We start from the raw sequence: 14088 nt of genomic DNA, 5'->3' as shown, positions 1-14088 counted from the left end.
AGCGTGTTGTTGCGGCCCTTGCGGAACGTCGTGCCGATGGGGTGGATGGGCGGCAGGTAGACGACGTCGAAGCCCATCTCCGCGATCGGCTTCAGTCTGCGCGCGGCCGTACGGAACGTGCCGTGCGGCTGCTCCTTGGTGCCCTCCGAGCGGGGAAAGAACTCGTACCACGAGCCGTACAGCGCGCGTTCGCGCTCCACCAGCAACGGCATCGCATCGGAGGCGGTGACCAGCTCGCGCAGCGGATACCGGGCCAGCAATGCCTCGACCTCCGGGGACAGTGCCGCCTTCAGACGGTCGTGCACCGACAGGGAGTCGTCGCCGAGGGCGTGCGCGGCGGCCAGGACCAGGGCGCGCTCGGGGCCCTTGGGCACTCCGGCGGCGGCCCGCTCGTACAGCTCGGCACCCGCCTCCAGGACCAGGCCGGTGTCGATCCCGGCCGGCACCTTCACGGACGCGGTGTGCCGCCATGTCGCCAGCGGATGGCTCCAGGCCTCCACCCGGAAGGTCCAACGGCCCGTCGTGTCCGGGGTGATCTCCGCACCCCACCGGTCGCTGCCCGGGGACAGCTCCCGCATCGGTGTCCAGGGGCCCCGGCGGCCCTTGGGATCGCGCAGGACCACGTTCGCCCCCACGGCATCGTGCCCTTCGCGGAACACGGTGGCCGTGACCTCGAAGGTCTCCCCGGCCACCGCTTTCGCCGGGCGCCTGCCGCACTCCACGGCCGGCCGGACGTCACGTACCGGTACACGGCCGATGGCCGGGGTCCTGCGCATGTATCTCACCTCCGCCGTGCGCGGAGCCGGGCACCCGGCCCGGCTCCGCGATCCGAAAGTCGGGCCGACGCGCGCCGGTCCGAGAGGAACGCCTTGTACGGTGCCAGGTCAGGGGCTTGGCGCCGTGGAACGCCGCTCCGGTGGCGGCGCTCTTCTGGCCGCCCGGCGCGGCTGCGGCCGTCCGTCCTGCTCGCGCAGGTAGGTGACCAGGTTCGTGCGGAGATAGCGCTCGGCGGCGTCCGCGGCCTCGCGGGCGCAGCGTTTGCCCATCAGCACGCACAGCGTGTAACCCGAATCCTCGAAGGTGGCCCGGACCGTGCGGTCGTGGGGCGAGGCGAGCATCACGCGCTCCCACGCCCGGTACCGCCGCAACTGCCGGGCCACTTCGGCCTTGGCGGGTAGCAGCATGGCCCTCATTCACCTTCCACGCTCTCGACTGGGCGCGTTCCCGACGGTCGGGTGGTGTCCGCGCACGGGAGGGCGCGGCACCGTTACGGCGATCGAGGCTTTCACTTATGGTGCACGCGCGACGACGCAGCGTCTTGTTGGAGCTTCAACCAGTTGGGGTGTCGGGTGCTCGTGTTGCACGAATGGCGTAGTGGCGTCACCGTGGAGGTGACTCAGAAGCGATCAGCGCTCACGCTATGTGTCCGGGATCCCTCCCGGACAGGGCGAGGGGAGCGAGAGCTTCGCCGGTGAGGAGCAAGCGACGATGAAGACCGCAGTGCCCTGCTACTACCACCTCGACGTGGAAGTCAGCCCGGAACGGGTGGGACAGGTCAGCCGCATCCTGGCCGCCCATCTCCGCTACTGGGACCTCGAGAACCTGGTGGACCCCGTCTGCCGCGGCGCCGAACTGCTGCTGCGGGCGATCGACGAGCACGCGACGGACAAGCACACCTCGATCGAGATGTGGTGGAACGGCCAGCACCTCATCACCGCCTTCGGTGACGACGACCCGGATCTGCGCCCGGACCTGGACCTGCGGTCCTGCCTGGCGGACATCGCCGCGATGAGCGACGGCTGGGGCTGCTGCGCCTCGGACACCGGCAGCAAGATCATCTGGTTCTCGCAGCGCGCCCGCGCCGGCCAGCGCGTCCCGCTGGTGCCCACCGCCCCCGCGCCCACTCTCCGGGAGGGCCTCACGGTGCCGCGCGAGGAGCCCGTGGCCGTGCTGGCCGGGCCGGCGCCCGCCAGGGACGACGCCCTGGAGGGCAGCCGGTGACCGCCCGCAAGAGCCGCAAAGGGGTGCCCGTGTGGAGCGGGCACCCCTACCCGTTGGGTGCCGCGTTCGACGGACAGGGCACCAACTTCGCCCTGTTCAGCGAGGTCGCCGAGCGCGTGGAGCTGATCCTCGTCGACGACGCCGGCACCATGACCCCCGTCCCGCTGCACGAGGTCGACGGCTTCGTGTGGCACGCCTACCTGCCGGGTGTGGGCCCCGGCCAGCGCTACGGCTACCGGGTGCACGGCCCCTGGCAGCCGGCGCTCGGCCACCGCTGCAATCCGGCCAAGCTGCTGCTCGACCCGTACGCCCGCGCCGTGGACGGCCAGATCGACAACCACGCCTCCCTGTACGAGCGCGCCCCGGACGGCCCCGCCCCGGCCGACAGCGCGGGTCACTCCATGCTGGGTGTGGTCACCGACCCGTTCTTCGACTGGGGCGACGACCGCCCGCCCCGGACGCCGTACGCCGACTCGGTGATCTACGAGGCCCATGTGCGCGGCCTGACCATGACCCACCCGGACGTCCCCGAGCGGCTGCGCGGCACCTACGCGGGCCTCGCGCACCCCGCCGTGATCGAGCACCTCACCTCGCTCGGCGTGACCGCCGTCGAGCTGATGCCGGTGCACCAGTTCGTCCAGGACGGCGTGCTCCAGGACCGCGGCCTGTCCAACTACTGGGGCTACAACACCATCGGCTTCTTCGCCCCGCACAACGCCTACGCCGCCTTCGGCAGCCGCGGCCAGCAGGTCAACGAGTTCAAGGCCATGGTGAAGGCACTGCACGCGGCCGGGCTCGAAGTCATCCTGGACGTGGTCTACAACCACACCGCCGAGGGCAACGAACGGGGCCCCACGCTGTCCTTCCGGGGCATCGACAACGCCTCCTACTACCGTCTGGTCGACGGCGACTGGGCGCACTACTACGACACCACCGGCACCGGCAACAGCCTGCTGATGCGGCACCCCTACGTCCTTCAGCTGATCATGGACTCGCTGCGGTACTGGGTCACCGAGATGCACGTCGACGGCTTCCGCTTCGACCTCGCGGCCACGCTGGCCCGGCAGTTCCACGAGGTGGACCGGCTCTCGGCGTTCTTCGACCTGATCCAGCAGGACCCCGTCATCAGCCGGGTCAAGCTCATCGCCGAGCCCTGGGACGTCGGCGAGGGCGGCTACCAGGTGGGGAACTTCCCGCCGCTGTGGTCGGAGTGGAACGGCAAGTACCGGGACGCCGTACGGGACTTCTGGCGGGCCGAGCCCGGCTCGCTCGGCGAGTTCGCCTCCCGGCTCACCGGCTCCTCCGACCTCTACCAGCACAGCCGGCGCCGGCCGCGCGCGAGCGTCAACTTCGTCACCGCGCACGACGGTTTCACCCTGCGCGACCTGGTGTCGTACAACGACAAGCACAACGAGGCGAACGGAGAGGAGAACCGGGACGGCGAGAGCCACAACCGGTCCTGGAACTGCGGGGTGGAGGGCGATACCGACGACCCGGCCGTACTCGAACTGCGCGCCCGTCAGCAGCGCAACCTGCTGGCCACACTGCTGCTCTCGCAGGGCATCCCGATGCTCTGTCACGGCGACGAACTCGGCCGCACCCAGCGGGGGAACAACAACGCCTACTGTCAGGACAACGAGATCTCCTGGGTGGACTGGGACCTGACCGACGAGCAGCGCGCCCTCGCCGAGTTCACCCGGCGTCTGATCGCCCTGCGGGCCGCGCACCCGGTGCTGCGCCGGCGCCGCTTCTTCCGCGGCGAGACCGCGACCCGCGCCAAGCAGCCGCTGCCCGACCTGATGTGGCTGCGGCCCGACGCCCGCGAGATGACCGACCGGGACTGGCAGCGCGGCGACGCGCACACGGTCGGCGTGTTCCTCAACGGGGACGCCATCGCCGAGCGCGACTCCTACGGCCGGCGGATGGTCGACGACTCGTTCCTGCTGCTCGTCAACGCTTACTGGGAGCCGGTCGTCTTCCGCCTGCCCGACGACTCCTTCGGCGAACGCTGGACCACCCTCATCGACACCGCCGACCCCGAGGGCCTCCCGGACGAACGCGAACGCAAGGCGGGCACGAAGGTGCGCGTCGAGGCGCGCGGCCTGGTCCTGCTGTCGCGTCCCTCGCGTGCCGCCGGCTTCCAGGGGGTCGGCTTCACCGGCTCCGGCGGGACGTCACCGTGAACTGCGCACCGTCCGGGTCGCGCAGGATCGCCTCGGTGTCCTCCTCGCGCAGCACGCTGCCGCCGTGTTTCTCCGCCGCGCGGGCGCAGCCCGGCACATCGCTCACCGCGAAGTGGATCTGCCAGTGCGGCCGTACCGACGGGTCCGGGGCCGCCTCCACCGCGCCCGAGTCGATGCGCGCCACGATGTCACCGCGGCTGCGCAGCACCACCTCGCCACCCTTGTACTCCACCTCGCAGCAGCCCGGCAGCCCGCTCGCCCAGTCCAGGACCTCGCCGTAGAAGATCGCGGCGTCGAAGGCGTCCCGGGTGTGCAGCCGGACGAAGGTCGGTGCCGCCTGCCGCCACGCCTCCCAGTTGCCGACGAGTTCGCCCTGCCAGATCCCGAAGGTGGCCCCGTCCCGGTCGGCGAGGAGCGCCGCCCGGCCCGGCGGGAAGGACAGCGGCCCGACCGCCGACGTGCCGCCGCGCTCCCGGACCCGGGACACGGCCACGTCCGCGTCCGGCACGGCGAAGTACGGCGTCCAGGCCACCGCCATCTGCCACATGGAGGCGACGGCGGCGATCCCGGCCACCGGGACCCCGTTCGCCAGGGCGACCCGGAAATGCTCGCCGAGCTTGGCGCCTCGCCAGCGCCAGCCGAGGACGGCCGCGTAGAAGTCCTGGGTGGCCTGGAGATCGCGGCTGGTCAGGCTCACCCAGCACGGCGCCCCGAAGACGGAGTGGGTGGAGACGACTTCTTTTCTGCGTGGTTCGCCGCCGGTGAGGGTGTCGTGGTTCATGGCAGTCGCGTCCTGCTCTCGGGGCCGGGCGGCCACCGGTCTGGCACCAGTGTCCAACCGGAAGCGGGTGGGCTGCCTGTCGGGTACCCCGGGTGGCGGGGGTCCAGCCCCCTGCGCACGATGGAGGGATGGGAGAGATCGAGCCGGACCGGATCGCCGCGCTACAGGCGGAGGTCGACCAGCTGAAGGAGGCCGTGACCTCCCACGCGGTGGTCGACCAGGCGATCGGGATGGTCGTGGCCCTCGCCCGGGTGACCCCGGACCAGGGATGGCAGGTGCTGAAGGAGGTCTCCCAGCACACCAACATCAAGCTGCGCAACATCGCGGAGCTGATCCTGATCTGGGGGCGGCGCGGCGACATCCCCGCCGAGATCAGGGCGGAGCTGGAGGACGCGCTGGACCGGTACGGCCCCACCCAGGTGCCGGGGTCCGAGGAACAGTAGGCTCCCGGGCCCGGGGAACAGTGTTTCCCGGGCCCGGGATCAAGGGGTTCGTCAGCGGGCGCGGGCCGTCAGCGGGCGCGGGCCTCCGCGAGGAGTTCCTCGCGCAGCCGGTCGAAGCAGCCGCTGAGCAGCCGCGAGACGTGCATCTGCGAGATACCCAGCTGCTGGGCGATCCGGCTCTGCGTCATACCGCGGAAGAACCGCAGGTAGAGGATGGTGCGTTCACGCTCGGGCAGCGCCTCCAGACACGGCCTGACCGCGGCCCGGTCCACGACGAGGTCGTACCCCGGGTCCGGGCAGCCCAGCGAGTCGCCGAGGGCGTAGCCGTCCGTGCCGGCCACCTCGGCGTCCAGGGACAGCGCGGAGAAACACTCCAGCGCCTCCATGCCGGTGCGCACCTCGTCCTCGCTGAGCCGTGTGAACGCGGCGATCTCGGCGACGGTGGGTGCCCGGCCCGGCGTGGTCTGCGCCAGCTCCTTCGTGGCGGCGCGGACCCGGTTGCGCAGGTCCTGCACCCGGCGCGGCACATGCAGGGTCCACATGTGGTCGCGGAAGTGGCGCTTGATCTCCCCGGTGATCGTGGGCACCGCGTACGCCTCGAAGGCCCGGCCGCGCTCGGGGTCGTAGTGGTCGACGGCCTTGACCAGGCCCAGCGCGGCCACCTGGTACAGGTCCTCCAGGGCCTCGCCACGGCCGCGGAACCGTACGGCGATCCGCTCGGCCATGGGCAGCCACAACCGGACCAGCTCGTCCCGCAGCGCCTGGCGCTCGGGACCGTCGGGCAGCCCGGCGAGCCGCTCGAAAGCGCTGCTGGTGTCCGGGGCGTCATCGTGTGGATGGGGTTTCGTGCTGCCAGTGACACGCATCGCGCGCACCTCTCTCAGCAGGTGCTGGATGGACAGACACCGTGGGAGGTGCGCTCGGACCATGGATAGGACACCGGGGCGTCCGGCGAGAGCCGGCTCCCACGGACGTGCCTCCTGTCCGAAGCACTGATGTGCCCATTCCCGCTGACGGACATCTCAAAACAAATAAGTACATATAGGTGGAGTTGGTCGAGGTGTTCCTGACCAGCTGGCCGAGGTGTTCTTGACCGTCGCTTGGGAAGCGATACCTCTGTAACAGAGGTAATCTCCGAACGTGGACGCCGACACCTTTCCGGAGGAACTGGCCGACGCGCTGGTGCGCATCCAGCGGCTGACCCGGCGCCGGCTGCGCGGCGGGCTCACAGCCCCCCGGCTGCGCGGAGCCGAGGTCGAACTGCTGCGGCTGGTCGAGTCCCGGCCCGGCATCGGCATCTCGGACGCGGCCCGTCAGCTGCACCTGGCAGGCAATTCCGTGTCGACCCTGGTCAACCAGCTCGTCCGGGACGGCTATCTGGTCCGCGAGACCGACCCGGCCGACCGGCGGGCCGCCCGCCTGCTGCTGACCGGGGCCGCCGAGCGGCGGCTCGCGGACTGGCGGCGCCGCCGGACGGAACTCGTCGGCCGGCACGTCTCCCGGCTCGGCGAGGCCGACCGCGAGGCCCTGCGCACGGCCCTTCCGGCCCTGCGCAGGCTGGCCGTCATGCTGCATGAGGAGGCCGAGGAGACATGACGAGCGACATGCCCGACGCATCGCAGACGCCCAGCACGTCGGAGACCACTGGCACATCCGACGCCGAAGCCTGCGGCTCCGTCGAAGCCGTCTCCTGTACCGGGCTCGCCTACGCCTTCGGCGAGACCCGTGCCGTCGACGGACTCGATCTGGCCGTCCGGAAGGGCGAGGTGTTCGGGTTGCTCGGGCCCAACGGGGCCGGCAAGACCACCGCCATCCGGTGCATCACCACACTTCTCCCCGTCCCCGCCGGCATGGTCCGCGTGTTCGGGCACGACGCCGCCAAGGAGCGCATGGCGGTGCGCCGGCTGCTCGGCTACGTCCCGCAGCAGCTCTCCGCCGACAGTGGGCTCACCGGCCGGGAGAACGTCGCCCTGTTCGCCCGGGTCTTCGACGTGCCGCGCCGCGAGCGCGCCGCACGCGTCACCCAGGCCCTCGCCGCCGTCGGTCTCACCGACGCCGCCGACCGGCTGGCCGGCACCTACTCCGGCGGCATGGTCCGCCGCCTCGAACTCGCCCAGGCCCTGGTCAGCGCGCCTCGCCTGCTGATCCTCGACGAGCCCACCATCGGCCTGGACCCGATCGCCCGCACCGGCGTCTGGGAGCACATCAACGCCGTACGCGCCGCCACCGGCATGACCGTCCTGGTCACCACCCATTACATGGACGAGGCCGACCAGTACTGCGACCGGGTCGGCCTCATGCACCGCGGCCGGGTCCGCGCCCTCGGCACCCCGGCGGCGCTGCGCCGGGGCCTCGCCGAGCGGCAGGGCACCGACCGCCTGCCCACGCTGGAGGACGTCTTCCGCGACGTCGCCGGCAGTGGCCTCGACGACCACTCCGGAGGAGGTTTCCGCGATGTCCGAAGCACCCGCCGCACCGCCCACCGCGTCGGCTGACGCCACTCCCGGAGAGGGCACCGCCCTGCTGCTCACCCCGCCCGTGCCGCGCGCCGGCTGGCGGCTGCTGCCCGCCCGGGTGATCGCCCTGTGCGCCGTCGAACTCCAGAAGCTGCGCCACGACCGGACCGAGCTGTACACCCGCGCCGTCCAGCCCGCCCTGTGGCTGCTGATCTTCGGCCAGACCTTCACCCGCATCCGGGCGATACCCACCGGCGGGGTCCCGTACATCGACTATCTGGCGCCCGGCATCATCGCCCAGTCGGCGATGTTCATCGCGATCTTCTACGGCATCCAGATCATCTGGGAGCGGGACGCGGGCATCCTGAACAAGCTGCTCGTCACCCCGACCCCGCGCTCGGCCCTGATCACCGGCAAGGCGTTCGCGGCCGGGGTGAAGTCGCTGGTCCAGGCGGTCGTCGTGATCGTGATCGCCGCGCTGTTCGGCGTCGCCCTCACCTGGAACCCGCTGAAGCTGCTCGGCGTCGCCCTCGCGGTGGTCCTGGCCTCCGTGTTCTTCTCCTGCCTGTCGATGACCATCGCCGGGATCGTGCTCAGCCGCGACCGGCTGATGGGCTTCGGGCAGGCGATCACCATGCCGCTGTTCTTCGGCTCCAACGCCCTCTACCCCGTGTCGGTGATGCCGGGCTGTTTGCAGGCCGTCAGCAAGGTCAACCCGCTGAGCTATCAAGTCGACGCGCTGCGGGGTCTGCTGCTCGGTACGCCCGCGCATCTCGCCGCCGACTTCGGGGTGCTGGCGGTGGCCGCCGCCCTGGGCATCACCGCGGCCTCCGCGTTGCTCGGCCGGCTGGCCCGCTGATCTTGCCGCGGACGTGATGTGCGGCACGCGCGCGTACCCGGCCGGGAGGGGCCGGATACGGATTCTTCCTGGGCAGCGCTTGATCACCGATCAAAGCGGGCGAATCCCCTGGCCACAGCGCATTCCGCTCATTTGACAGTGCGCTGAGCGCACAGATAGACAGCAGCTCTCGAAGGTCGAGAGGGGCACTGTGTACGAGCCGAACGTGGTCGGGGACTGGCAGGAGTACGAGGAGCATGCCGGTCTGCGGGTCCGCGTCCACCGCCTGGAGCCGGCCGAGCCGCCGCGCGGACGGGACGACGCCGCCGCCGGGCTGACGTACTTCAGCGTCCGGGTGACCGTGGAGAACCGCGGCGCGCGGCACTACGGCATCCATCTGGAGGACGGTCAGATCGACGTCCGCGTCGGCCCGGACGGCGAGGGCGCCTTCATCGACTGGCGCAACTCCCAGTTCATCGAGGGCTTCGACGTCTACCCGCTGCGCCGGGCCACCGCCGTCCTCTACGCCGCCGCACCCGAGGCCGCCCTCACACACGTGGACGTGCAGGTGCAGCTGCGGGTGGAGGACGAGTGGGCCGACCGCCGGCTGTGGGCGGGCGGCATCGGCATCGTGGAGCCGACCGCGCCGGCCGCACCCGCCGGCACCGGGCAGGGCAGCCTGGCCCACCAGGTCAGCGCGTTCCTGAGGGACCAGACCGAGCCCGGTTCCGCCTGACGAGCGCCCCGCGTGGGGCGTCGTACGACGCTCAGTGCGGGATGCCGTCGATGATCTCGCGTGCGCCCTGCCGCAGCAGCGCCACCGCGACCGAGGTGCCGAGCGTGGCCGGATCGAGCCGGCCCGCCCACTCGTGGGCGTTCAGCCGGGTCTTGCCGTCCGGGGTGAAGACGCAGGCCCGCAGGGAGAGTTCGCCGCTCCGGTCCACGCGCGCGTACCCGGCGATGGGGCTGTTGCAGTGTCCCTGGAGCACATGCAGGAACATCCGCTCGGCCGTCGCCTCCCGGTGGGTGGCCGGGTCGCCGAGCCCGCTGACCGCGTCGATCAGCTCGCTGTCGTCCTCCCGGCACTGTAGGGCGAGGATGCCCGCGCCGATCGGCGGCATCATCGTCTCCGGGGACAGCACCTCGCTGATCACGTCCGTCCGCCCGATGCGCTCCAGGCCGGACACCGCCAGCAGCAGCGCGTCCGCCTCGCCGGCGGCCAGCTTCTCCAGCCGGCGGTTGGCGTTGCCCCGGAAGGGCACGCACTCCAGATGCGGATGGGTGGCGGCCAGTTGGGCGATGCGGCGCACCGCGGAGGTGCCGATCCGGGTGCCGGCCGGCAGCTCGTCCAGGGTGAGCCCGTCCGGGTGCACCAGCGCGTCCCGGATGTCGTCCCGCTTGAGGAACGCGGCGAACACGGTCCCGGCCGGCAGCGGCCGGTCGGCGGGCACGTCCTTGACGCAGTGCACCGCGAGATCCGCCTCCCCGGCCAGCAGGGCGGCGTCCACCTCCTTGGTGAACGCCCCCTTGCCCTCGACCTGGGAGAGATCGCCGAGCCACTTGTCACCGGTGGTCTTCACCGGTACGACCGCGGTGCGCACGCCCGGGTGCAGCACCGCCAACTCGGCGCGGACCCGCTCGACTTGCGCCAGGGCCATGGGAGAGTCGCGGGAGACGATTCGGATCAGTTCGGGAACCGGCATGCGCACACGATAGACCCACCGGCCTCAGCCGAATTCCTCGGGCAGGTCCGCCGCCGACTCCTCCGGGGTGAGATCCGGGCGCAGCCGCAGCCAGGAAGGCTGGCGCAGCATGCCGTTCCGGGTGCGGGTGCTGTAGCTGACCTCGCCCACCAGCCGGGGCAGCACCCAGCGGGCGCCGGGGACGCGCGGCACGGGATCGAAGGGGCACCGGTCGCTCGCAGCGTCCCGCAGCAGCTCCGCGAGCTGGCTGCGCTCGGTCTCGCTCCAGCCGGTGCCGACCCCGCCGACGTAGCGCAGCCGGCCGTCCGGGTCGCGCTGGCCGACCAGCACCGCGCCGGGCAGTCCGGTCAGCCGCCCCTTGCCGGGCAGCCAGCCGCCGACGATCACGTCCTCGGCCCGCATGTTCCGGATCTTGATCCAGGCGCGGGAGCGCACGCCGGGCTCGTACACCGAGTCCAGCCGCTTGCACACCAGGCCCTCCAGGCGGTGTTCCCTGGTCGCGGCGAGCGCCTCGGCGCCGTGCCCGGTCACCGCGCCCGGCGTCGACCAGTACGGACCGGCGAGCCCCAGCTCCTCCAACCGGGCCCGCCGCCGTACGTACGGCAGCCGGACCAGGGGCTCCTCCAGATAGGGCAGGTCGAACAGCACCAGGTGCACCGGGACCTGGGCGGCCCGGCGCGCCGCCCGCGCGGGGGCGTGCGCGAGGCCCATCCGGCTCTGGAGGAGCTGGAAGTCGGCCCGGCCATGCTCGTCCAGGGCCAGCACCTCGCCGTCCAGCACGGCGGGGGTGGTGCCGAGCGCCCCGCCGAGCGGCCGTAGCTCGGGGTAGGCCCCGGTGATGTCCTCCCCCGAGCGGGCACGCAGCAGAACGGTGCCGTCACCGGGGAGGTAGACCATGACCCGCTGTCCGTCCTGCTTGGTCTCGTACGCCCACCGCGCGTCCTGCGCGGCGGGCGGCAGCGTGCCGGGCGTCGCCAGCATCGGCGGGATGAGCGGCAGGGTCACGGCGGTCACGGCAGAAATCTCGACCACCCCCACCACCGCCACGCCCCTTTCACCCCGGGTTCCCCTGAACGGTCCCGCGACGGGGGCGGCACGGGGGTCTACCCGGCCGGGACGGGCGGGGTGCGGCACCGGGTGGGGCCGGTGCGGGCCCGTGTGGGCGGGGATGGGGTGCTGGGTCGGTGCGGTGGGGGCGTGCGCTGGCTGGGATGGGCGGGGTGCGGCACTGGGTGGGGCCGGTGCGGGCCCGTGTGGGCGGGGATGGGGTGCTGGGTCGGTGCGGTGGGGGCGTGCGCTGGCTGGGATGGGCGGGGTGCGGCACCGGGTGGGGCCGGTGCGGGCCCGTGTGGGCGGGGATGGGGTGCTGGGTCGGCGCGGTGGGGGCAGCCGGATGGGCCGGGCGCGCGGCACTGGGGCGGGGCGGTGCGGGCCGTGTCGGCTGGACGGGGCGCTTGGTCGGCGCGGCGGGGGCGTGCGGCATGGGCCGGGGCGCGGCACTGGGGCGGCGCGGTGGGACCCGTGTCGGCCGGGATGGGGCGCTGGGTGGGAACGGCGGGAGGTGTGCCGGCCGTGATGGTCGGATGGCACGTGCCGGTGCGATGCGGGTCCGGCGGCCGTATGGGGCGGTGTGGGGGGGGGCGTACCGGTTGGGACGGGCGGTGTGCGGCACCGGGTTGGCGCGGTGGGGTCCGCCGTCGGCCGGGATGGGGCGTCTAGGGGGCGCCGGGCGGGCGCCGCGCGCAGCCGGTGGCGGCTGGGCCGAGCCGTTTGGTCGGCGGGGTGGGGGCGCGTCGGTCGGGACGGGCCGGTGTGCCGCACTGGGCCCGCGCTGTGCGGGCCCAGTGTCGGCTGGGTGGGCGGTTTTTTACGGCATGGGGCCGGTCCGGTGCGGCGGGTGGGGCCGTTGAGGGTCGTCCCGGACGGGGGCTGCCGGGCGGGACGGCGGGTCCCGCCCAGGCGAGCGGTTCGGCCGAGGGGTCCGCTCGGCCGACGGGGTCCCGCCCAGGTGACCCGTTCGGGCGACGGTTCCGGGGCCGCTGGGCGGGGTGACGGGGTCCGCTCAGTCGGCTCGTCCGGCCGACGGGGTCCGCTCGGCCGATGGAGTCCCGCCCAGGTGACCCGTTCGGGCGATGGTTTCCGGGCTGCCGGGCGGGTGACGAGGCCGGCTCAGCCGGGCGATGTGGTCCGCTCGGCCGGTGGAGTTCCGTTCAGGCGACCCGTTCGGCCGACGGTTCCGGGGTTGCCGGTGTCGGGATCGGCGTGTCGGGGCGGTGGCGGGGGAGGAACGAGGCGAGGACGAAGGCGAGGGCCGCCGCGCCCGCGCCGAGTGCCATGACCGCCTTGAAGCCGTTCTCGGACGGCAGCGCGTGGCCGCCCAGGCTGATCGTCATCTGGGCCAGGATCACGCCCGCGACCGCGCTGGCCACCGACGTGCCGATGGACCGCATCAGCGTGTTCAGGCTGTTCGCGGCGGCCGTCTCCGACGGCGGGACCGCGCCCATGATCAGCGCGGGCATGGCGCCGTAGGCGAAGCCGACGCCCGCGCCGATGACGCAGGAGACCAGGACCAGGTGCCAGACCTCGCTCATCAGCGCGATGTTGAGCGCGTACCCGGCGGCGACGATGACCGCTCCGATCATGAGCGTGATCTTCGGCCCCCGGGACTTGGTGATCATGGCGGAGACGGGCGCCATGGCCATCATCACCAGGCCCTGCGGGGCCATCACCAGGCCGACGGTGAGCATGGACCTGCCGAGCCCGTAGCCCGTCTGCGTCGGCAGCTGGAGGAGCTGCGGCAGCACCAGGGACATCGCGAACATCGAGAAGCCGAACGCGATGGAGGCCAGGTTGGTGAACAGCACCTGGCGGCGGGCCGTGGTGCGCAGGTCGACCAGCGGCTGGGCAGTGCGCAGTTCGAACAGGCCCCACGCCAGCAGGACCACGACGGCGAGCGCGAACAGACCCAGGGTGGTGCCGCTGCCCCAGCCCCAGTCGGCCCCCTTGGAGACGGCCAGCAGCAGGGAGACCAGACCGACGGCCATGCCGAGCGCGCCGGCCAGGTCGAAGCGCCCACCGGTGCGCACGCTGGACTCCGGCACCAGGCTCAGCACGCACAGGAACGCGACGACGCCGAGGCTCGCGGACGTCCAGAACAGCACATGCCAGTCGAAGTGGTCCGCGATGAAGGCCGCGGCGGGCAGCCCGAGCGCGCCGCCGACGCCCAGCGAGGCGCTCATCAGCGCGGTGGAGCCGGCCAGCTTCTCCGGCGGCAGCTCGTCGCGCATGATGCTGATGCCCAGCGGCACCACGGCGGCGGCGAGCCCCTGGAGCGAACGGCCGACGATCATCGGGACGAGCGCGTCGCTGAGCGCGCACACCACCGAGCCGGCCACCAGCAGCACGAGGCTGACCAGCAGCAGGCGCCGCTTGCCGAACATGTCGCCGAGCCGGCCGGCCACCGGGGTGGCGACGGCGGCGGCCAGCAGCGTGGCCGTGACCGCCCACGCGGCGTCGGACGCCGAGGCGTGCAGATAGCCGGGCAGCTCCGGGACGATCGGGATCACCAGGGTCTGCATCAGCGACACGGTGATACCGGCCAGGGCCAGCACCGCGACCACGGCACCCGGCCGGGCCGGAGCGGAGCGGCCGGCCTCGGCGGGCCGGGCGGGGGCGTCGGACAT

14 protein-coding genes are annotated in these 14088 nt (G+C 72.6%); 7 read left to right on the top strand and 7 right to left on the bottom strand.

Features of this window, described 5'->3' with window-relative positions; all coding sequences use genetic code 11:
• On the bottom strand, positions 1 to 776 hold a 776-nt coding region (locus ACZ4WH_RS16630), incomplete at its 3' end, for a maltotransferase domain-containing protein (protein ID WP_468180912.1).
• A 108-nt stretch (positions 777 to 884) separates the two neighbouring features.
• Positions 885 to 1184, bottom strand: a complete 300-nt coding sequence (locus ACZ4WH_RS16625; RefSeq protein WP_030641557.1) for a DUF5133 domain-containing protein — start codon at positions 1182 to 1184, stop codon at positions 885 to 887.
• Positions 1185 to 1488: 304 nt separating this feature from the next.
• Between ACZ4WH_RS16625 and ACZ4WH_RS16620 the strand changes: the two genes are divergently transcribed.
• Positions 1489 to 2001 carry a pep a2 gene (locus ACZ4WH_RS16620; protein ID WP_468180909.1) on the top strand — a complete coding sequence of 171 codons (513 nt, stop codon included), beginning with the start codon at positions 1489 to 1491 and terminating at the stop codon, positions 1999 to 2001.
• Positions 1998 to 4184 (top strand): glycogen debranching protein GlgX, encoded by a 2187-nt coding sequence (gene glgX / locus ACZ4WH_RS16615; protein WP_468180907.1) that lies wholly within the window; start codon positions 1998 to 2000, stop codon positions 4182 to 4184. The genes ACZ4WH_RS16620 and glgX overlap by 4 nt, the downstream gene beginning before the upstream one ends.
• On the opposite strand, the gene ACZ4WH_RS16610 is transcribed toward glgX, so the two are convergent.
• The gene (locus ACZ4WH_RS16610) at positions 4156 to 4965 is read right to left on the bottom strand and encodes a VOC family protein (RefSeq protein WP_468180905.1); all 810 of its coding nucleotides are present in this window, start codon (positions 4963 to 4965) and stop codon (positions 4156 to 4158) included. The genes glgX and ACZ4WH_RS16610 overlap by 29 nt on opposite strands.
• A gap of 128 nt (positions 4966 to 5093) precedes the next feature.
• On the opposite strand from ACZ4WH_RS16610, the gene ACZ4WH_RS16605 reads away from it, so the two are divergent.
• A complete protein-coding gene (locus ACZ4WH_RS16605; protein ID WP_468180903.1) occupies positions 5094 to 5408 on the top strand; it encodes an ANTAR domain-containing protein in 315 nt (104 codons plus the stop codon).
• 68 nt (positions 5409 to 5476) lie between these two features.
• Here the strand turns inward: ACZ4WH_RS16605 and ACZ4WH_RS16600 are convergent, their stop codons facing one another.
• On the bottom strand, positions 5477 to 6274 hold the full coding sequence (locus ACZ4WH_RS16600; RefSeq protein ID WP_468180901.1) for an RNA polymerase sigma factor SigF: 798 nt from the start codon (positions 6272 to 6274) through the stop codon (positions 5477 to 5479).
• 274 nt (positions 6275 to 6548) lie between these two features.
• Between ACZ4WH_RS16600 and ACZ4WH_RS16595 the strand changes: the two genes are divergently transcribed.
• The 4 genes from ACZ4WH_RS16595 (at position 6549) to ACZ4WH_RS16580 (ending at position 9438) form a co-directional block, all read left to right on the top strand.
• Positions 6549 to 7004, top strand: a complete 456-nt coding sequence (locus ACZ4WH_RS16595) for a MarR family winged helix-turn-helix transcriptional regulator (protein ID WP_468180899.1) — start codon at positions 6549 to 6551, stop codon at positions 7002 to 7004.
• Positions 7001 to 7903: an ABC transporter ATP-binding protein gene (locus ACZ4WH_RS16590; protein WP_468180897.1), complete on the top strand. Its 903-nt coding sequence runs from the start codon at positions 7001 to 7003 to the stop codon at positions 7901 to 7903. Before ACZ4WH_RS16595 ends, ACZ4WH_RS16590 begins: the two co-directional genes overlap by 4 nt.
• A complete protein-coding gene (locus ACZ4WH_RS16585; RefSeq protein ID WP_468180895.1) occupies positions 7863 to 8723 on the top strand; it encodes an ABC transporter permease in 861 nt (286 codons plus the stop codon). Before ACZ4WH_RS16590 ends, ACZ4WH_RS16585 begins: the two co-directional genes overlap by 41 nt.
• Positions 8724 to 8913: 190 nt before the next feature.
• Positions 8914 to 9438 carry a hypothetical protein gene (locus tag ACZ4WH_RS16580; RefSeq protein WP_392057156.1) on the top strand — a complete coding sequence of 175 codons (525 nt, stop codon included), beginning with the start codon at positions 8914 to 8916 and terminating at the stop codon, positions 9436 to 9438.
• A 31-nt stretch (positions 9439 to 9469) separates the two neighbouring features.
• On the opposite strand, the gene hemC is transcribed toward ACZ4WH_RS16580, so the two are convergent.
• The 3 genes from hemC to ACZ4WH_RS16565 all read right to left on the bottom strand — a co-directional run bounded on the left by hemC (position 9470) and on the right by ACZ4WH_RS16565 (position 14088).
• Entirely contained in the window at positions 9470 to 10411 is a 942-nt protein-coding gene (gene hemC / locus ACZ4WH_RS16575; protein ID WP_468180892.1) for a hydroxymethylbilane synthase, read from the bottom strand.
• 18 nt (positions 10412 to 10429) lie between these two features.
• The gene (locus tag ACZ4WH_RS16570) at positions 10430 to 11410 is read right to left on the bottom strand and encodes an ATP-dependent DNA ligase (RefSeq protein WP_468180924.1); all 981 of its coding nucleotides are present in this window, start codon (positions 11408 to 11410) and stop codon (positions 10430 to 10432) included.
• Positions 11411 to 12615: 1205 nt separating this feature from the next.
• Positions 12616 to 14088, bottom strand: a complete 1473-nt coding sequence (locus tag ACZ4WH_RS16565; RefSeq protein ID WP_468180890.1) for an MFS transporter — start codon at positions 14086 to 14088, stop codon at positions 12616 to 12618.

The organism is Streptomyces sp. NPDC029138 (assembly GCF_055564375.1).
Note: the sequence above shows the minus strand (reverse complement) of the source record. Positions and strands in the feature narration are given on the sequence as shown.

Coding starts and splice junctions, on each gene's coding strand:
- ACZ4WH_RS16590 (WP_468180897.1), top strand. CDS start 7,001: ATGACGAGCGACATGCCCGACGCATCGCAGACGCCCAGCACGTCGGAG.
- ACZ4WH_RS16600 (WP_468180901.1), bottom strand. CDS start 6,274: ATGCGTGTCACTGGCAGCACGAAACCCCATCCACACGATGACGCCCCG.
- ACZ4WH_RS16620 (WP_468180909.1), top strand. CDS start 1,489: ATGAAGACCGCAGTGCCCTGCTACTACCACCTCGACGTGGAAGTCAGC.
- ACZ4WH_RS16610 (WP_468180905.1), bottom strand. CDS start 4,965: ATGAACCACGACACCCTCACCGGCGGCGAACCACGCAGAAAAGAAGTC.
- ACZ4WH_RS16605 (WP_468180903.1), top strand. CDS start 5,094: ATGGGAGAGATCGAGCCGGACCGGATCGCCGCGCTACAGGCGGAGGTC.
- ACZ4WH_RS16625 (WP_030641557.1), bottom strand. CDS start 1,184: ATGCTGCTACCCGCCAAGGCCGAAGTGGCCCGGCAGTTGCGGCGGTAC.
- ACZ4WH_RS16585 (WP_468180895.1), top strand. CDS start 7,863: ATGTCCGAAGCACCCGCCGCACCGCCCACCGCGTCGGCTGACGCCACT.
- ACZ4WH_RS16565 (WP_468180890.1), bottom strand. CDS start 14,088: ATGTCCGACGCCCCCGCCCGGCCCGCCGAGGCCGGCCGCTCCGCTCCG.